This is a genomic window from Synechococcus sp. OH20 (genome assembly GCF_047502685.1).
Lineage (GTDB): Bacteria > Cyanobacteriota > Cyanobacteriia > Thermostichales > Thermostichaceae > Thermostichus.
Genome location: NZ_JANSIQ010000031.1, coordinates 1 through 18,190 on the forward strand (window position 1 = coordinate 1; position 18,190 = coordinate 18,190).

Sequence of the window (18,190 nt, forward strand, 5' to 3'; positions counted from 1 at the left end):
CTCGCCGTAAAGCGGATGGGGAAACCCCACCCGCCTGCGCGGTGGGGTAGTTCATGAGAGACAGAGGTTGCCGGTGGGATAAACTGAGATGCAGACAGGTGATTTTTGAACCTGACCTCTGCCCTGGTTCTCCCGCTCTGGTGGTTCTGATAAACAAAAACGATGATGTCCTCCCGCTCCTCTTGGGTCCCAGGTGCCGCTGCCGCGGGGAGCGGGCTCTTTGTCTTCGCATTGGTGGTGGGCCTGCTGGATCAGATCCTGCCGACCCTGCCCAAGGTTTCCCTGTCCTTGGCCGGGATCCCTGGCCTGGTAGCGGCAATTGGGGCCTCCTACGGGGTTTGGCGGCTGGTTCAGATGGGTCTGCAGTCGCATTCCTGGCCTGACTTTCGAGCCTCGCTGCTGGCGGCTGTGTCCCCCTTTGATCCTGCCGATCACGGTGGCAGGCCGCGGCGACCCGAGGTGGATCCGCGTCCTCTGCAAGTGGCTGAGGAGATCCGCCAAACCCAGCTCCGCCACCAAAAGATCCTCGACCGCATCAAGCAGCAAGTGAAAGCCGAAATCCAAACCTGCGAACGCGCCCAAGCGCAACTGCGCAGCGAGCAGCAGCGGTGCCGAGTTCTGCAGGCCCAAGCCCAACAGTTGCAACGGCATCTGCAAAATCTCCAAACATCACCCCCGCCCTCTTCCCCAAACTCCAAACCGGCCAAACCCACACCAGGGCGGGAACTGCACCAAAAGCTCCGCCAGCTTCAATCGCAAGTTACCGCCCTAAAAATAGAGCTGGAACGCCAAGGGATCCAACTGCAGCAGTCGGAAGCCGAGCGGGCCCAGCTCCAGCAGCAGCAGCAAAAGCTCAAGCGCCTCCTGCAGCGTACAAAATGCGAGAATCGGCAGTTGCGCTCTCAACATGACCAATGGGCTCGGCAACTGGAGCAAACTCAACAGGAGCTGCAGGTTTTACGGCAGTCCTACCGTGCCTTGCAGGTTCTCCAAGAAATAGGCGCTACCTTAGCCCAGAAGCCACTCCCTGAGATCCCAGAAAAGGAGCCTTCTGGAACCTCCAGCTAGCAGCCTCAACTCACCCGCTTGAGCACGAACACACTCCCCTCGCTGCCCCGACCCATCCGTAAGTCTTCATCCAAATAGGTAATGTCCAGCCAGCCTGTTGGCTCGCGGCGGCGAAGGTCGATCTTCACCGCCGGGATCCGCTCTGGAGCCCGTTCAAGCAAATGGAGAAAACTCTCGATCTCGTAGCTCATCAACGCTTGGGAGCCGAGCACAAAGCGCTCGAAAATGACCCTGACCCGGCGTTCCGACTCCGGGTAGAAGCGGGCTGCCACCGCCAAAACTCCCCGTGGCAGCCAACCGGATCCCTGGATCTCCGCCACGTTGAAGACCCGTCCAGCTTTGGCCCGAATGCACTGGTAGATCTCGCCGGTGGTCAGAAAGGGCAACTTGGCCAGCCGCAGCAGGTCTGTGCTGGTGGTAAATAGGGTGAGCCAGTTCCCCTCCAACTTTTCAGGGGCAGAGGTTGGCCTGGGGGTGGGGTTGAGCACTTCCAGGGCAGCAATGTGAGACAAGATTTGGGCTTTCTGGTCAGGGGAAACCTTCCGGCCTCGGTCGGCCACCTCCAGCAGGCGCAACAGGGCCAGTTTTTGCTCAGCCAAAGACCCAGGCATGGGCTTACCGCAGCAGCACGACCCTATTTTAGGAGTTGGTGGCAGCCGAGTAGGGAAAGGGGGATCCCGGCCCTCAGCCAGTCAGCTCTTCCACCCGCCTGAGCTCTGCCACCTGCTCGTACCCCAGGCCTGCCCGCACCAACAGGGGCTCCGGCCCCGTGAGATCGATGACCGTCGAGACCTGGGCCCGATAGGGAGCCTCGTCATCCAGCACCAGATCCACCTGTTTCTCCAACTGTCGCATTTCTTCGGCGGTAAAGATTCCCCCCTCTTCCCAATCCCCAACAGAGTCAAAACCCACCTCCAAAGAGCCAACGGGATCCCCGCCCAGCTTGGCCGAGGTGGAGACGATGGGGTTGCCTAACTCGGCCAACAGCGCCTGACAGATGGCCGAATCGGGCACGCGGATGCCAGTGGTTTTCCGCTTGGGATCCATGACTAGCTTGGGCACCAGCTTGGTGGCCGGCAACAGAAACGTAAACGGGCCTGGGATCAGCCGCCGCATCAGTCGATAGGCGGGATCGCTCACCTGGGCGTACTGGGCAATTTGGGAAAGCGAAGGGCACAAAAAGGTGAGGGGCTTGTCGTTGGAAAGCCGCTTGAGACGCCTTACCCGCTCTACCGCCTGCTTGTGGGTCACATCGCAGCCAATGGCATAGACCGTATCAGTGGAGTAGAGCATGACCGCCCCTTCCCGAAGAGCGGCTGCAATCCGTTGGATGGAGCGGGCCTGGGGATGCTGCGGATGGAGCTTAAAGTACTCGGCCATTCGGGAGAAAAAAGCAAAATCTCAAGATTCGGGGCAGCTAGGGCTTTCCGCCACTTCCACAACCCCTGCAGAACGGGGAGTGGGCGGCACCGGCAGGGATCCCTGCGGCCAGTCCTTCAGTTGTTGCATCAGGGCTTGGATATGCAGACGTGGCAGGTAGGGCCAGTCGCCCGCCTCCTCTAGATCCTGCAGCACCCGATACAAAGCTTGACGGGTGTTGGGCAAAGCCTCCCGAAAGGCACCCTCCAGGATTGCGCGGTGCATCTCCTCCAGCAGCCGCAGGAGCAGCAACAGCTCCACACACGCTCCTGCCCTCGCCTGGGCTGCCTGTTCAACAGCCAACATGATCTGACGCAAATCCGGTGGCAGATCCTCCGCCGAGATATACATAGCCACTTATCTCTGGAGCTTGGCAAGGCATGGGCTCTCCCATTCTAGGATGCTTCCGCCTCAGGACTGGATGGATTTTGCCCCCACGAGATCCAGCTCCGCAGGGGATCCCCGACCCAGGCACTGCCACACCCGCTGCAAGAGCGGATCCAGCCCCTGCCTGGCAATCGCAGAAATGGCCACCACCGAAGTGCCGGCGGCAGCCGATAGCCTCTGGGTGCGCTCGGCAACCTGCTGAGGATCCAGAACGTCGATCTTGTTCAAAACCAAAATTTGCGGCTTATCGATCAACCCGTGGCCGTAGGCGCGCAGCTCCTGCTGAATGGTCTGATAATCTCTGACGGGATCCGCCGCTGTGCCATCCACCAAATGGATCAGCACCCTGGTGCGCTCCACATGGCGCAAAAACTCGTGGCCCAGCCCCACCCCCAAGTGGGCCCCCTCGATCAGCCCCGGAATATCGGCAAACACCACCCCATCTCCGGAAGGATGAGGCACTACCCCCAAATTGGGCTGCAGGGTGGTGAAGGGGTAGTCGGCAATCTTAGGCCGGGCAGAAGAGACCACCGAAATCAGGGTGGACTTGCCCGCATTGGGCAGGCCGACAATGCCTACCTCGGCAATCAACTTCAGCTCCAGGCGCAGGCGCACCCGCTCTCCCGGTTCGCCCTTGGTAAATCGGCGGGGGGCACGATTGTGGTTGCTTAAAAAATGGGCGTTGCCCAGGCCGCCTCTGCCCCCGCGGGCCACCAACACTCGATCCCCCTCACACACTAGATCCCCCAGCAGCTCGCCGGTTTGAGCGTTGAACACCATCGTGCCACAGGGCACCCGCACCAGCCGATCCGCACCACCAGCCCCGCTGCGATGGTTGGGCCCCCCTTTGGCCCCATGTTCTGCCTTGATCACCGGCTGAAAGCGAAAATCCAGCAAGGTCTGCAGGCCGGGATCTGCCACCAGGATCACCGAGCCGCCCCGCCCACCATTGCCACCGGATGGCCCCCCAGCCGGCACATACTTTTCGCGGCGGAAGGCCACGATGCCATCTCCGCCATTTCCCCCTTGCACTTCAATTTCGGCTTGGTCAATAAAGTGCAATCGTTCTTCTCCCAAATCTTCTATGCTCTAGCTTGGCAAGATCGCCGGGAAACTTGCCACAAAAGACGCCCCGCTGAGCTACTATGGTATTTCCCCAGCCACATCCGCCGCAGGTGGGAAAGTGGGAGAGTAAACATACTCTCATCTGGGGCTTTGCCAAACTCGACTGGCCTTCTACCCATTGATTCCGCGCAACTGATTCTGTTACTGCACCCCTATGAGTCGATTCACCGCTGCCGATGTAGGTTTTACCACTGAAGACTTTGCCGCTCTCCTGGATAAGTATGACTATCACTTTAGCCCCGGTGAAATTGTGGCGGGTACGGTCTTCTCGGTGGAGCCGCGCGGTGCTTTGATCGATATCGGGGCCAAAACGGCTGCCTTTCTGCCGCTCCAGGAGATGTCGATTAGCCGCCTGGAAGATCCACACGAGATGCTGCAGCCCGGAGAAACCCGCGAATTTTTTATCCTCACCGAAGAGAACGAGGAGGGGCAACTGACCCTCTCTATCCGCCGCATCGAGTACATGCGGGCCTGGGAACGGGTACGACAGCTCCAGAAAGAAGATGCCACCGTCCGCTCAACCATTTTTGCCACCAACCGAGGTGGGGCTCTGGTGCGGATCGAAGGGCTGCGGGGCTTTATTCCCGGATCCCACATCAGCACCCGCAAGCCGAAAGAAGAGCTGGTGGGTGAAGAGCTGCCCCTGAAGTTTCTGGAGGTAGACGAAGACCGCAACCGTTTGGTGCTGAGCCATCGCCGCGCCTTGGTGGAGCGGAAGATGAACAAGCTGGAAGTGGGCGAGGTGGTAGTCGGCACGGTGCGAGGCATCAAGCCCTACGGCGCCTTTATCGATATTGGCGGCGTCTCCGGCCTGCTGCACATTTCCGAGATCTCCCACGATCATGTCGACACGCCCCACAGTGTCTTCAACGTCAACGACGAAGTGAAGGTGATGATCATCGATCTGGATGCGGAGCGGGGGCGGATCTCGCTGTCCACCAAGCAACTGGAGCCCAATCCCGGCGACATGATTCGGGATCCCAAGCTGGTGTACGAGAAAGCCGAGGAAATGGCAGCCAAGTACCGCGAGCAAATGCTGGCTGCCAAGCAAGGACAGGCGGAGAAAGCCCCAGCGGAAGTGGCGGAGGAAGAGCTGGAATACGCAGCGACGGCTGTGGAATAAGGTGGTTTCGGGATCAAGGGCTGGTGGGCAACGGTGAAGCTGGATGCTGGGAAGCAAAGCACTGCTTCATTTCCTGTAGCACCTGGGCATCTTGAGAAGCTGTCCTGGCACCCGCTTGGGCAGCCCAGCACTTGAGGCTTTCGATCTGGTCGCGGGCGATGGCGGCCAGGGGTACAGTTTCCCGGATGGACTGCAGGATGTCTTCTTGGGTGAAATCGCGCCGAGCGCCGCTGCCGCCGCCCCCAAAGGCGTTGTACATCGCATCCACGATCGCCTGCTCGATCTCGGCGCCGCTGAAGTCTTGAGCGGCTGCCGCCAGGGCATCCAGGTCGAACTCCCGCAGGCGGCTGGGGCGCAGCCGCTGCAGGTGCACCCGGAAGATCTCCTTGCGCTCGGCTTGGGTGGGCAGGTTGAGGAAAAAGATCTCGTCAAAGCGGCCCTTGCGCAACAGCTCCGGCGGCAGCAGGGGCACGTTGTTGGCGGTGGCCACGATGAAGACCGGGCTGGTTTTCTCCTGCATCCAGGTAATCAGGCTGCCAAACACCCGGCGGCTGGTGCCCGAATCCCCGTCGGCGCTGCTGGTGATGTTGCCAAAGGCCTTGTCAATTTCGTCGATCCAGAGCACACAGGGGGCCATGGCTTCTGACAGTTGGATCATCTGCCGCACGCGGCTTTCTGATTCCCCCACAATGCCGGCAAAGAGCCGCCCGGCATCCAATCTCAGCAGGGGCAGCCGCCACTCGTTGGCGATGGTTTTGGCGGAGAGGGACTTGCCGGTGCCCTGGATCCCCACCAGCAGCACGCCCTTGGGGTTGGGCAGGCCGTAGCGCCGCGCCTCTTCGGTAAAGGCTTCCTGGCGCACCCGCACCCAGGCCTTGAGGTTGTCCAGCCCGCCCACGCTTTTCAGGGTCTCGCGGGCGGTGAAAAACTCCAGGATGCCCGTCTGGCGGATGGCCTGTTTTTTCTCCTCCAACACCAGGTCGATGTCGGCCTCGTTCACCTCCTGCTTGGCGGCCAAGGCGCGGGCCAAGACGCGGCGGATGCGCTCCCGGCTCAGCCCCTGACAGGCTTTGACCAGTTGCTCGCGGGCCAGGGGGCTGAGCTTGAGTTTTTCCGGGGCCACGTAGAGCTGGATGAGGCGGCTGATCTCTTCGCTGTTGGGCAGAGGAATATCGACGACGGTGATCTCCTCGGCCAGGTCGCTGGGCACCTCCAGAGTGTGGCTGAGCAGGATCAGCATTTTGCGGGTGCGCTTGAGCTCGCGGCTGAGGTTTTTCAGCTCCCGCAGGATGGGGGCATTTTTGTCGCTGCTGGCGTTGCGCAGCACAAAGTGCAGATCCCGCAGCACAAACAGGGTGTCTTCCTGGGGGGCCGAGCGCCACACCCGCCCTAGAGCGGCCATGATGGAGCCACGGTCTTCGCCGGTATCTTGCCAGCCCCGCACCACGTCCCAGAACAGCAGCCGCCGCGGCGGATCGGTTCTCTTGGCTACTTGCACGAGCACGGCGTCCGCCGGCTCCTCTTCGGGGGAAACCAGGTAGAGCAGGGGGTAGCGGGCCCGGATCATCAAGTCCAGCTCCCGCACCAGCTCCCCTTGCACTTCGGTGGCAATCCCGCTCAAGCCGGGATCCCCGCTGCTTTGCCGATCGCGATCGGGGAGCTCTTTGAGATCTTTTGCGGCCTCTGCCATCGGGAGTTAGAAGGGTCTTGAGAAGATTCGGGGTCTATCTTCAGGATAGAGCAGGGATCCCTTGCAGTTCGGCCAACATGGCGCGGGCGGTCTGGGTGGGATCCGCCGCTTCCATCAGGGCCCGCACCACGGCTACGCGGCTGGCGCCTGCCCGCAGCACCTCCGGCAGGTTGTGGGGATCGATGCCGCCGATGGCAAACCAGGGCAGATGGGCCTTTTCGGCGGCCAGGCGCACGTACTCCAAGCCGGCAGGGGGTTTTTCCGCTTTGGTGGGAGTGGCATAGACGGGGCCGACGCCGATATAGTCCACGCCGCTATTGAGGGCTTGGGCCAGCTCTTCAGCGTTGGTGGTCGACAGGCCAATCAGCCGCTGCGCTCCCAGCAGTTGCCGGGCTTGGGCAACCGGCAGATCCGTCTGCCCCAGATGTACCCCATCCGCTTGGCTGACCAAAGCCAAGTCCACCCGGTCGTTGACGATCATCAACGCCTGATAGCGGTCGCACAGTTGCCGCAACTGCCTGAGATCCCAGAGCATCTCTCTGTCGGGAAGGTTTTTGCGGCGGTACTGCACCAGTGTTACCCCCCCGCGTAGGGACTTTTCCACCACTTCCAGCCAGTGGGGCACCGGGCTGGTAACCAAATAAAGATGGGCTGCCAGGAGACGCTGCCGCAGGGATCCCCCCAGCAGCTCACTTTCCAGAACATAGAGCCGATAGCGCATGTCTTTGGCCAGCTTGGCCAGGCCGGGCGCTACCCAATGACTGGACTCGGCCAACTTGCCGTATTCTTCCAGCACCCGCAGCGCTTCTTGCACACGGCTGCAATTGGCCTGCAACAGGTGGCCGAGATCCCGCCGTTGCTCCTCTTGCGGGTGGGAGATCTGGGTGCCTGGGTCGGCAGGGGTATCGCGGGCCAGCCGCAGCGGGTCGCTGTGCCAGCGGGCCAGGGCTTGGCGCATGGCCTTGCATTCCGCAGAGAGCTTTTCCTCTTCCAGGCCGAAACGAAACCACTCCTCCAGCACCCGTAGCCCTTCGCGAGCGCGGTCGAGGTTGGCATCCAGAATACGGGCGACGGCCTGCGGTTTCATGTTCCCTGCACGCGGGAAGAAGAGGGAAGTTTAAGAGAATCTTGATCTCTACTGTAAATCGGAATGGTTTTTCCGCAGCTGTTCTTGGCTTTCGGCAGAAAGGGGTTGATGCCACAAGGCGTTGAGAAAAGCTTGCTGCAGCGTGTGGCCCCAGGCAAACTCCCGCGGGCCGGCCCCTTCCGGCAGGTAGGCCCAAGCGTAGCACTCACAGGCGGGAAAATAACGGATCTCCCACCAAGTTCCGCCTACGGGCACATCTTTCACTGCCCGTAAGAAAGGGCCACGATGGCGGGTGAGGCGCTCTTCTACGAAATAGGGGCCTTCGAGCTGGAGGGCCTCTACTGCCGCAATGAACTCGGCTCGTTGTCGCTCATTTCGCATCATCTCCCGGCTTCCCCTCTCGGATTGGCTCTATTGTAGGAGGAGATTTCTGGAGGATCCCGCTTGATTCAGCCCAGACCGGGAACCCAATTGCGCCTGGCGCCGCCGGTGCTGTGTCTGAGCAATGGACACGGGGAAGATGAGGTGGGCAGCCGCCTTGCCCTGGCCCTGATCCAACTGGGGATCCCGGTGCAAGCCCTGCCAATTGTGGGAGAAGGGACAGCCTACCAACGCCAAGGGATCCCCCTTCTGCCCGTTGCTCAAGTGATGCCGTCGGGGGGGTTTATCTATCAAGATTGGCGGCAGTTGTGGCGGGATCTGCGGGCCGGCCTGTTGGGGCTGACGGGGCGGCAACTGGCTCTGGTGCGGCGGGCGGCGGCTCAGATGAAGCTGGTGCTGGCGGTGGGAGACATTGTGCCCCTGGCGATGGCCTGGTGGAGCGGGATCCCCTATGTTTTCGTGGGCACGGCCAAGTCGGATTATTACTGGCGGGACGAACGGGGGCCGTACCGCCGCGCTTGGATGGGGCAGCCGGTTTCCGATTACCTGCCCTGGGAACGCTGGCTGATGGCCCACCGGCGCTGCCTGGGTTCTTTTTTGCGGGATGAGCTGACGGCAACCGCTTTGCAAAAACGGGGCCTGAGGGCCTTCTACCTGGGCAACCCGATGATGGACGGCCTGGAGCCGCGCGGGGCATTACCTTTAGATCCGCACCGACCGGCCTTGCTGCTCTTGCCGGGATCCCGTCCGCCGGAAGCCTACCGCAACTGGGCCCTGATGATGCAGGTGGTGGAGCGGATCCCAAGGGAGGTTCAAGTTTATGCTGCCCTCAGCCCCAACCTGGAACCAGACCAGCTTCAGGCTCGGATCCCACCTCAGCGCAGCGATGTACTTCTGGTTTGGGGGAACTTCGGCGCCTGTGCCCACCGGGCCACGGTGGTGCTGGCCATGGCGGGAACGGCCACCGAGCAATGTGTGGGCTTGGGAAAGCCGGTGGTCACTTTGCCGGGCGGGGGGCCACAGTTTACGCTCCGCTTTGCCGAAGCCCAAACCCGTCTGCTGGGATCCGCCGTCCACTTGACCTCGGTGGAGCAGGCCCCCGCTGTGGTTAGCCGGATTCTGGAGCGTCTGGCCGTCGATCCCAACTACACGGCTGAGTTGCAGGCCCACGGACGCCGCCGCATGGGATCTCCAGGCGCTGCCCGGCGGATTGCCGCCCAGGTTCGAGATTGGCTCAAGCCACCCGACCCGGTTTTGGAACCGTCCGAGCCGGGTATATAGTGATCTCAAATCCTTAACCAGAGAACGAGTTAAAAATCCTGACTGATCTCCGTTGGTTTTCTGTTCGTTGTCATTGTTCAATTTATTGGGTAATGTCAAACCTTTTGGGGTTGGAGAGCAGTTGGTGGATCCCTTGCTACGGGTGGGCGGGAACGGCGCTGGCTCTCCCTTGGGCCAGTGGCTGGATCAAGCGCAGTGGCCCGCGCCCGGCAGCTTACCTCAATATCCTACTGACCTTTGTGGCCCTTGCTCATGGCCTTTGGCTGTTGCGGCAGGTTTGGGGTCGGGATCCCCAGATCCTGAACTACCTCTGGTTTCGGGTGGCCGATCTGGATTTGACCCTGTCTTTGGAGGTTTCGTCTCTGACGCTGGGAACCGTTGTCTGGTTCAGCGGCTTGAGCCTGCTGGCCCAGATCTATGCCTTGGGGTATTTGGATAAGGACTGGGGCCTGGGTCGCTTTGCCGCCCTGATGGGCTTTTTCGAGGGCGGGATGACGGGGATCGCCCTCAGCGATTCCCTGTTTTTCAGCTACGCGCTGCTGGAGATGCTGACGCTTTCCACCTATCTGTTGGTGGGCTTCTGGTACGCCCAGCCGCTGGTGGTCACTGCAGCGCGGGATGCTTTTCTCACCAAACGGGTGGGAGACCTGTTGCTGTTGATGGGGGTGGTGGCGGTCTCCAATTTCTCCGGCTCTTTGACCTTTTCCGGCCTGCGAGATTGGGCGGCTACGACCAGCTTGGATCCGACTTGGGCGGCCTTGATGGGGTTGGCTTTGATTGCAGGGCCGCTGGGCAAGTGCGCCCAGTTCCCGCTCCACCTGTGGCTGGATGAGGCCATGGAGGGGCCCAACCCGGCTTCGATCCTGCGCAACTCGGCGGTGGTAGCCTGCGGCGCTTTTGTCTTGATCAAGCTGCAGCCCCTTTTGGCTCTCTCTCCCCTCACCGATGGGGTGCTGGTGGCCATCGGCACGATTACGGCTATAGGGGGATCCCTAGTGGCCTTGGCGCAAATCGACCTCAAGCGCACCTTCTCCTACTCCACCAGTGTCTACCTAGGCTTGGTGTTTGTGGCGGTGGGGACGGGGCAGCCGGATTTGGCCCTGGAGCTGCTGCTCATGCACGGCCTGGCCAAGGCGCTGCTGTTTATGGGGGTGGGATCCCTCATCTACACCACTGCTACCCAGGATCTGACGGAGCTGGGGGGCCTAGGGAGCCGCATGCCGGCTACCCTGGCCGCCTTTGCCGTGGGATCCCTGGGGATGGTGGCCCCACTGGGGTGCTTTTGGACTCTCATTCGCCTGGCGCTGGTGTACAGCGAGCCGGCCCTGGTGGGGGTGTTGCTGCTGGTTAACGGGCTGACGGCTTTGAATCTGGCGCGGGTTTTTGGTCTGGTCTTTTTGGGATCCCCGCAGCCCAAGACGCGCCGCGCGCCTGAGGTGGGCTGGCTGATGGCCCTGCCCATGGTTATCCTGACGGTGCAGAACTTGCTCATGCCCTGGCTCTTCTGGCGCTGGGGGCTTTATCCCGCTTGGATCCCGGAGCTGCAGCAGATGGCTGTCTTGCTGGGGACCGCAGGGTTGCTGGGAGCCAGTGTTGGTGCCTGGCTGTACTGGGGAGGCCGGCGGCGGCTGCGCCTGCCCTGGCCGGAGCTGCAGGATCTCTTGGCCCAGGATTTCTACACCGGGCAGCTCTACCAGGCGCTGCTGGTGCAGCCGGTCAGCGCCCTCTCCCGCGGACTGGAATGGCTGGATCGCAACGGGGTGGATGGCCTGGTGAACGGGGTGAGCCTGGCTTTTTGGTTTAGCGGCGAAGCCCTCAAGTACACCCTGTCGGGGCGGATGCAGCTCTACGTGCTGCTCATTGTCATTGGGGTCGTGGTGGTTACCGCTTGGCTGCTGCGTTCGCCCCATTTGGGATTGGCCTATTGAGTGGGAGGAAGCGATGCTCAGCCTTTTGGTCGGGATCCCGTTGTTGGGCAGCATCTTGGTGGGGCTGATCCCCGAGCGAGCGGGGAAGGGCCTGCACCGGACTTTGGCTTTGGGGTTTGGCCTGGCTTTGTTGGGGCTGGGCTTGGGATTGCTGCTGCTTTTGGATCCTCAAGAGCAAGGGATCCAGATGGCCGAACGAGTGGCCTGGATCCCGCAGTTGGGCTTGGTTTATGAGCTGGGGGTGGACGGGATCTCCCTGCCGCTAGTGGTGATGACTGGCTTGCTGGTGTTGATTGCCCTTTGGGCCAGCGGCCAGGTGGAGCGGCCTCGCCTCTACTACAGCTTGGTGTTGCTGCTGGCAGCCGCCATTGCGGGGGCTTTTCTGGCCCAGAACTTGCTGCTATTCTTCCTGTTCTACGAAGTTGAGCTGATCCCGCTTTATCTGCTGATTGCCATCTGGGGCGGGCCGCGGCGCACCTATGCTGCCACCAAGTTTTTGGTCTACACCGCTGTCTCTGGTATTCTGCTGCTGATTGGCTTTTTCGGCCTCAGTTGGCTGAGCGAGGTTCACAGCTTTAGTTACACCGTTCTGCAGGCCCACCCCTTGCCCCTGCTGCAGCAGCTTTTGTTGCTTGTTCCCATCCTGCTGGGGCTGGCCATCAAGATCCCCTTGGTGCCCTTCCACACCTGGCTGCCGGATGCCCACGTGGAGGCTTCCACCCCCATTTCGGTGCTCTTGGCGGGGCTCTTGCTCAAGTTGGGCACCTATGGCCTGGTGCGTTTTGGCCTACAGCTTTTGCCGGCTGCCTGGGAGCAAGCCGGGCCCTGGCTGGCCAGTTGGGCGGTGGCCAATGTGCTGTATGGATCCCTGAACGCCTTGGTGCAGCAAGATATGAAAAAGCTGGTGGCCTACAGCTCCATTGCCCATATGGGCTACATTCTCCTGGCCACGGCGGCGGCCACCCCCCTCTCCTTGGTGGGATCCCTATTCCAGATGGTGAGCCACGGCCTGATTTCCTCGCTGCTGTTTCTGCTGGTGGGTGCCGTCTACGCCAATACCGGCACGCGGGATCTCAGGTTGCTGCGGGGATTGCTCAACCCGGAGCGGGGCTTGCCGCTTATTGGCAGCTTGACGGTGTTGGGGGTGATGGCCAGCGGCGGCACGCCCGGCCTGGTGGGCTTTATTGCCGAGTTCACCCTCTTTCGGGGCAGCTTTCCCGTCTTCCCCCTGCAGACGCTGCTGTGCATGGTGGGGACAGGATTGACGGCGGCCTACTTTCTGCTAATGGTGAACCGTGTCTTTTTCGGGCGCCTCTCGGAAGTGGCCATTGCCATGCAACGACATGCCGCCGGAGAACGCCTGCCTGCTGTAGTTCTAGCAGTGCTGGTGGTGTGGCTCGGCCTCCAGCCTGCCTGGGCAACCCATTGGGTGGAGTCCACCGCCGCTCACTGGGCCAGGCCGGTGGTCCTCAATCTTGCTGAAGCAGGCAGGCCGATCACTGCTTTCGGGCCTGGGTCATCTTCGTTGTGACGATTTGGTGAGATCAACTGGGTTTTTGTTGTTGTCTCAACCGCTGCTTCTCCCATGACTGCTACCCTGGTTCCCGCTCCTTCCTGTTTCTTTCTGGCCGGCTTAGATCCTCTAGAGCAATGGCGACTGGCTCCTATTGTCCAACGCCTAGAGGCAGGGGGAGCCCTTGTGCCGGATTCCCCCAGCAACCGGCTGGAGGTGATCGGCATCCTCCATAGCTACGGCCGGGTGCTGGATGCCTACTCCCAGAATTTAATCTTCATTGCCGACCACCAATTTTTGGAGCTGTTCCCCGCTTTTAAGTACTTTAACGGCGAAATTACGCCGGGCAAATGGCTGCGCTACCTCTGGCACGATCGCATCAACTACGAGTTTGCCGAATACTGCATGAAAGCCATGCTCTGGCATGGGGGAGGCGGTCTGGATCGCTATCTGGATACTCCCGAATTTGTCGAGCGAGCCAAGGTGGCCATTCGGGCCAAGTTCCGCTTCAACCCCCTTCTGCAGGGCCTTAACTTCCTCTGCCCCGACTTTGCGCTGGAACAGGTGCGCATGCTGGCCATGTACAGCGGCCTGGGCCAGTTTTGGCGGGTGATGAGCGATCTCTTCCTGACCCTGGCCAAGCGCCACGAGAGCGAACCCCAGCTCACCCTTGCCGACGTGGTGGCCCACATCCAGCAGGGGTTGGTGGCAGCCGCCAACAAGCCCATCACCTACGCTCCCTGCATCTGGGGCCACCGCTACGAGATCATCCCCCTGTCGGCGGGGCTGACCTTCCTGCCCGACACGGCCCTGCCCTACGTGGAAGCCGTGTTTTTCCGCTCTTTCCCCTTCATGGGCACAGTCTCCTACAACGCCCAGGCGCACCAGATCCCGGTCGAGCAGGCGGACTTCGCCTATGGAGCCCTCTATGCCGATCCGCTGCCGGTGGGGAGCGCCGGGATCCCACCCACCCTCTTGATGCAGGATATGATGCGCCACCTGCCTGAGTCTTTGCGGGAGCACTACCGCCGCCAGCCGCGCGGGGAAGATGACCTCAGGGTGAAAATCTGCCTCAGCTTCCAAAAGGCCATGTTCTGCGTTACCACTGCCGCCCTGCGGGCCCTTGCCCCCTTTCCTCTGGAAACCCAGGATCCAGAGCAGCAGTCGGCTAACCGCGAGTTCCTTGCCCCTTGGCTGCAACGCCTGCTGGGATCCCGTCTGTTAAGTGTGCAAGACTAATGTTGGTTCTGTCGTTTTTCCAGGGACGCTTGGAGCGATATCTGGCTCGCCAGAAGAGCAGGGGCTGCTTTGTAACATCCTACGTCTGTAGCTCCCACGCAGCGGTGGCTAGGGGATCCCATTTTCGGATACAATGTCTTGTCTGATTGAGGAGTAGGGTGGCGTAGCCAAGTGGTAAGGCAGAGGTCTGCAAAACCTCTATGCGCCAGTTCGAATCTGGCCGCCACCTCTCAAACCTGACCTCCCTGGCGGGACACGCATGAAAGACAAGTTGATGTTAATGATCCCCGGCCCCACTCCCGTTCCCGAGAGTGCGCTGCTGGCCATGGCGCGGGGGCCTATCGAGCACCGCAGCAAAGAGTTCACCGCCATTCTGGAAGAGGTGACGGAGGGGCTGCGTTGGCTGCACCAGACTACTTCCGATGTGTTTGTCTTTGCCTCCAGCGGCACCGGGGCCATGGAAGCCGGGATCCTCAACACCCTCAGCCCAGGGGAACGGGTTTTGGTGGGGGTCAACGGCAAGTTTGGCGAGCGCTGGGCCGAGATGTCGGAGCAATTTGGCCTGCAGTGCGAGCGGATAGAAACCCCCTGGGGCGTGCCCTATCCCGTCGAGGTCTTCCAAGAAAAGCTGGCCGCCGACCGGGAGAAGACCATCAAGGCGGTCATTCTCACCCATTCGGAAACCTCTAGCGGCGTGGCCAACGACGTGCAGGCCATTGCGGCTGCCGCCCGCGAGCATGGGGAAGCGCTGGTAATTGTGGATGCGGTCACCAGTTTGGGGGCGATGCCAGTGCCCATGGACGAGTGGGGCTTGGATGTGGTGGCCTCTGGATCCCAGAAGGGCTACATGATCCCGCCGGGGCTGGGGTTTGTGGCCGTCAGCCCGCGGGCCATGGCTGCTGCCGAGCGCTCTCGCTTTCCCAAGTACTACTGGAGCTTCAAGCTGGCCCAAAAAGCCCTGCGCCAGGGCACCACTCCCTTTACCCCGGCAGTAAATCTGTTTTACGCCTTGCAAGTTACCCTGCGCTTGATGCGGGCGGAAGGGTTGGAGGCCATCTACCGCCGCCACGACCGCTTGGCCCAGGCCACCCGCGCCGGTGTCAAGGCGCTGGGGCTGAAGCTTTTGGTGAACCCAGAGTCGGCGGCCAGCCCCTCGGTAACAGCCGTGCTGGCTCCCGAAGGGATCAACGCCGACACTATCCGCAGCACCCTGAAGAAGCATTTCGACATTGCCCTTGCCGCCGGCCAAGACCACCTCAAGGGCAAGATCTTTCGCATCGGCCACCTGGGCTTTGTGAGCGACCGAGACATTCTCACCACGCTGGCTGCTCTCGAGTCAACCCTGCACACACTGGGCTACAGCGACTTCTCTCCTGGAGCAGCCCTCAAGGCTGCTGAAGAGATCTTGACCAACCCTTAGGGATCCCTGGCCACTACTGTAGTTCTCCACACCTGGCACCCCTCCTGCACCCCGGCTAGAATGGGTGGACATCCTTAACAAAACATAAAACTTCGGAGCTTAGCTTCTCTGGAGCAGCGCCTGTTGGGGAGGCAAGGGTAGCCATGCTGGTTGGTTTGCAATGGGATCCCTGTAGAGTGGCTTCTGCGGTGGAGCTGCGGCGGGTGCTGCAAGGGATCGGCCCTCTTTCTTGTCCCTTGCAGTACAACTTTCATCTGCACACCTGCTGCTCCGATGGGCGCATGGATCCGGCAGACTTGGCAGAGCAGGCGCGCCGGCACGGCCTCAAGGGCCTGGCCATCACCGATCACCACACCCTGAAGGGCTACGAACAGGCCCGCGCCCACCTGGATCGCGCCGAGGATCCCATTCTGTGGCCGGGGATCGAGATTACAGCCAACCTGCTGGGCTGCGAGGTGCATATTCTCGGCTACGGGTTTGATCCTGCCGACCCTGTTTTGGATCCCTTTATCCAAGGGGAGCAAGTTCCCGGCCTGGCCGCTGCTGAGGCCATTGGGGCTATTCAAGCGGCTGGGGGCCTGGCAGTGCTGGCCCATCCTTTTCGCTACGGGTTGCCTGCGGAGGAGCTGGTTCCGGCAGCCGTGGAGCTAGGATTGGATGGCCTTGAGGTCTACTACGCCTACAAAAACCCGGAGATCTGGATCCCCTGCCCCGAAGTGACGGGGAAGGCCGAAGAGTTGGCCGAGACCTACGGACTTTTGAAAACCTGCGGCACCGACTCCCACGGCCCCAGCATCCTCAGGCGAATCTAGCTAGGCTATCCCTGATGAGAAACCCTCTAGAGACGGGGATAGAGCAACTGGCCCAGGCGGCGCAACTGCTCGGCCGTGCCCATACACAGCAATAGATCCCCCGGCTGCAGCAGGGTGTCTCCACTGGGGCCACCGATTAGCTGGCCATCTGCCCGCCGAATCGCCACCACCAAAGCGCCGGATCGGGCTCGCAAATTGGCTTTCCCCAAGGTTTGGCCGACATAGGGGCATTCTTGGGCCGCCAGTTCGTACTCCTCCAGGTAAAAAGTGCGATCCCGACCCGACACGATCCCATCGACAAAGTCCACCACGCGGGGGCGCAAGGCAGCCGCCGCCATCCGCTTGCCGCCTGTGATATAGGGAGAAATGGCGTGGGCAACCCCGGCTCGCTGCAGCTTTTGCAAAGCCTCTTCCGTGTTGGCGCGGGCAATGGTGCGGATGCGAGGGTTCAAGGTGCGGGCCGACAGCACCACATAGAGGTTTTCGGCATCGCTGGAGAGGGCGGCGATCAACCCCTCGGCCTGCTGCACCCGCGCTGCCAGCAAGGTGGCATCCAGGGTGCTGTCCCCCTGGAGAGCGATATATCCCAGCTCTTGCGCCACCTGAATTGCCTCGGCAGATTGATCGATCACCAAAAACGGCACTCCCTCTGCCTGAAACTCTTGCGCCACCTGCCGCCCAATGCGTCCAAAACCGCAAACGATGTAGTGGTTGTTCAGCGCTTCCATCTGTTTCTTCCACTTCCGCTGCCGGATCCCTTCCTGAAAATGCCCTTGGATGAGGGCCTCCGTAAAGCGATTCACCATGAACCCAATGCTCAGAACCCCCATCAGGATCAAGGCCACCGTGAACAAACGCCCCCGCTCCCCCAGCGGCCTCACCTCCATGAAGCCCACCGAGGTCAAGGTGATAACGGTCATGTAAAAAGCTTCCACCCAAGGCCACTGCTCCACCCCGTGGTACCAGAGGGTGCCGATCAGGACAACGCCCAGCAGCGCCCCTACCCCCAATCCCAGATCGCGACGGATGCCGGGATCCCCTTTGGCAGCCCGAAAGATACGAGAGGAAGCCATAGAGCCTAGCCAGATCTGGCCAAGGAAGAGGAAGCAGAAACTAAAATGGGAAGAAAGTCAGTTGCTGACTCGGTAGCGAGTGGAGTGCCGATGCCTGAGTACATCAAGGTGGAATATCGGATCGACAAAAACGGACAGGTTACCGAGACCGTACTGAACGGATCTGGCTCCAGTTGTACTCTAGCCACGGCAGAGCTAGAAGCAGCCCTTGGAACTGTGCAAGAACGAAAGCTGTTGCCGGAGTTTCATCAGCCAGCAGAAGCCGAGATAGAATCGCAAGTCTCTTTACCGCAAACCTGCTGACTCCGTCTCCTTGCCCCCAGTTTTCCCCTATCTACCTGCCTACTTTCGCTTCTTGCCCCCCCTGCCAGCAGCGCCGCTGGAGCGCGCCGCCCCAACTGCCGACTGAAACAGCCAAACCGCCAACGGAGCAGCAACAACCAAGATGATACTGGTGGGGCCGACGCCAAAATCCGGCTCGCCAGAAGCCAGCTCGAAAATCGAGCCAACAGCAGCAATGGCGCTGAGGCAGGAAACGGCCAAGAGCAGGTAACCTTTAACGCTGGTGGTCATACAGAACTCGTTTGTGGACTATTTTTGTGGACTGTAGCTGCGCAGCAGCAAGGCAAGCCGGTCGAATGCGT

General features: G+C 61.1%; 18 protein-coding genes and 1 tRNA gene. 10 read left to right on the forward strand and 9 right to left on the reverse strand.

The genetic code is table 11. The annotated features are described in order from the left end of the window. Nucleotides 1–237: 237 nt before the first annotated feature. On the forward strand, nucleotides 238–1,068 hold the full coding sequence (locus NW826_RS07170; protein WP_414337825.1) for a hypothetical protein: 831 nt from the start codon (nucleotides 238–240) through the stop codon (nucleotides 1,066–1,068). A 5-nt stretch (nucleotides 1,069–1,073) separates the two neighbouring features. Here NW826_RS07170 and NW826_RS07175 read toward each other — a convergent pair whose 3' ends face one another. The 4 genes from NW826_RS07175 to obgE all read right to left on the reverse strand — a co-directional run bounded on the left by NW826_RS07175 (nucleotide 1,074) and on the right by obgE (nucleotide 3,936). Continuing rightward, nucleotides 1,074–1,679 (reverse strand): PAP/fibrillin family protein, encoded by a 606-nt coding sequence (locus NW826_RS07175; protein ID WP_414333155.1) that lies wholly within the window; start codon nucleotides 1,677–1,679, stop codon nucleotides 1,074–1,076. Nucleotides 1,680–1,752: 73 nt separating this feature from the next. Next, nucleotides 1,753–2,448, reverse strand: coding sequence for an L-threonylcarbamoyladenylate synthase (locus tag NW826_RS07180; RefSeq protein ID WP_414509780.1), 696 nt, complete (start codon nucleotides 2,446–2,448; stop codon nucleotides 1,753–1,755). Nucleotides 2,449–2,469: 21 nt separating this feature from the next. Next, complete coding sequence (locus tag NW826_RS07185; protein ID WP_414333159.1) at nucleotides 2,470–2,838, reverse strand: hypothetical protein; 369 nt, start codon at nucleotides 2,836–2,838, stop codon at nucleotides 2,470–2,472. Between the two features lie 60 nt (nucleotides 2,839–2,898). Continuing rightward, nucleotides 2,899–3,936, reverse strand: coding sequence for a GTPase ObgE (obgE, locus tag NW826_RS07190; RefSeq protein WP_414333215.1), 1,038 nt, complete (start codon nucleotides 3,934–3,936; stop codon nucleotides 2,899–2,901). A gap of 217 nt (nucleotides 3,937–4,153) precedes the next feature. Here obgE and NW826_RS07195 point away from each other — a divergent pair, with 217 nt between their 5' ends. After that, on the forward strand, nucleotides 4,154–5,122 hold the full coding sequence (locus NW826_RS07195; protein WP_414333161.1) for a 30S ribosomal protein S1: 969 nt from the start codon (nucleotides 4,154–4,156) through the stop codon (nucleotides 5,120–5,122). A gap of 13 nt (nucleotides 5,123–5,135) precedes the next feature. Here the strand turns inward: NW826_RS07195 and NW826_RS07200 are convergent, their stop codons facing one another. From NW826_RS07200 to NW826_RS07210, 3 genes are all read right to left on the reverse strand, one after another. Next, a complete protein-coding gene (locus NW826_RS07200) occupies nucleotides 5,136–6,689 on the reverse strand; it encodes an AAA family ATPase (protein WP_414333217.1) in 1,554 nt (517 codons plus the stop codon). A 163-nt stretch (nucleotides 6,690–6,852) separates the two neighbouring features. Further along, complete coding sequence (locus tag NW826_RS07205; protein ID WP_414509781.1) at nucleotides 6,853–7,899, reverse strand: thiamine phosphate synthase; 1,047 nt, start codon at nucleotides 7,897–7,899, stop codon at nucleotides 6,853–6,855. Between the two features lie 48 nt (nucleotides 7,900–7,947). Next, entirely contained in the window at nucleotides 7,948–8,283 is a 336-nt protein-coding gene (locus tag NW826_RS07210) for a hypothetical protein (RefSeq protein ID WP_414333165.1), read from the reverse strand. 60 nt (nucleotides 8,284–8,343) lie between these two features. Between NW826_RS07210 and NW826_RS07215 the strand changes: the two genes are divergently transcribed. From NW826_RS07215 to NW826_RS07245, 7 genes are all read left to right on the forward strand, one after another. Then, entirely contained in the window at nucleotides 8,344–9,561 is a 1,218-nt protein-coding gene (locus NW826_RS07215; RefSeq protein ID WP_414333166.1) for a lipid-A-disaccharide synthase-related protein, read from the forward strand. A gap of 92 nt (nucleotides 9,562–9,653) precedes the next feature. Beyond that, nucleotides 9,654–11,489 (forward strand): NAD(P)H-quinone oxidoreductase subunit F, encoded by a 1,836-nt coding sequence (locus NW826_RS07220; protein ID WP_414509782.1) that lies wholly within the window; start codon nucleotides 9,654–9,656, stop codon nucleotides 11,487–11,489. Nucleotides 11,490–11,502: 13 nt separating this feature from the next. After that, complete coding sequence (locus NW826_RS07225; protein ID WP_414376901.1) at nucleotides 11,503–13,020, forward strand: NADH-quinone oxidoreductase subunit M; 1,518 nt, start codon at nucleotides 11,503–11,505, stop codon at nucleotides 13,018–13,020. Between the two features lie 54 nt (nucleotides 13,021–13,074). Continuing rightward, complete coding sequence (locus NW826_RS07230) at nucleotides 13,075–14,241, forward strand: CO2 hydration protein (protein ID WP_414364134.1); 1,167 nt, start codon at nucleotides 13,075–13,077, stop codon at nucleotides 14,239–14,241. 157 nt (nucleotides 14,242–14,398) lie between these two features. Beyond that, nucleotides 14,399–14,470, forward strand: a tRNA-Cys gene (locus NW826_RS07235). 30 nt (nucleotides 14,471–14,500) lie between these two features. After that, the gene (locus NW826_RS07240) at nucleotides 14,501–15,661 is read left to right on the forward strand and encodes a pyridoxal-phosphate-dependent aminotransferase family protein (RefSeq protein ID WP_414333171.1); all 1,161 of its coding nucleotides are present in this window, start codon (nucleotides 14,501–14,503) and stop codon (nucleotides 15,659–15,661) included. A gap of 143 nt (nucleotides 15,662–15,804) precedes the next feature. Continuing rightward, the gene (locus NW826_RS07245) at nucleotides 15,805–16,473 is read left to right on the forward strand and encodes a PHP domain-containing protein (protein WP_414509783.1); all 669 of its coding nucleotides are present in this window, start codon (nucleotides 15,805–15,807) and stop codon (nucleotides 16,471–16,473) included. 26 nt (nucleotides 16,474–16,499) lie between these two features. Here the strand turns inward: NW826_RS07245 and NW826_RS07250 are convergent, their stop codons facing one another. Continuing rightward, the gene (locus NW826_RS07250; RefSeq protein ID WP_414509784.1) at nucleotides 16,500–17,546 is read right to left on the reverse strand and encodes a potassium channel family protein; all 1,047 of its coding nucleotides are present in this window, start codon (nucleotides 17,544–17,546) and stop codon (nucleotides 16,500–16,502) included. 90 nt (nucleotides 17,547–17,636) lie between these two features. Between NW826_RS07250 and NW826_RS07255 the strand changes: the two genes are divergently transcribed. After that, entirely contained in the window at nucleotides 17,637–17,849 is a 213-nt protein-coding gene (locus tag NW826_RS07255) for a DUF2997 domain-containing protein (protein WP_414333176.1), read from the forward strand. A gap of 39 nt (nucleotides 17,850–17,888) precedes the next feature. On the opposite strand, the gene NW826_RS07260 is transcribed toward NW826_RS07255, so the two are convergent. Next, nucleotides 17,889–18,119, reverse strand: a complete 231-nt coding sequence (locus NW826_RS07260) for a hypothetical protein (protein WP_414333177.1) — start codon at nucleotides 18,117–18,119, stop codon at nucleotides 17,889–17,891. Nucleotides 18,120–18,190: the final 71 nt, after the last annotated feature.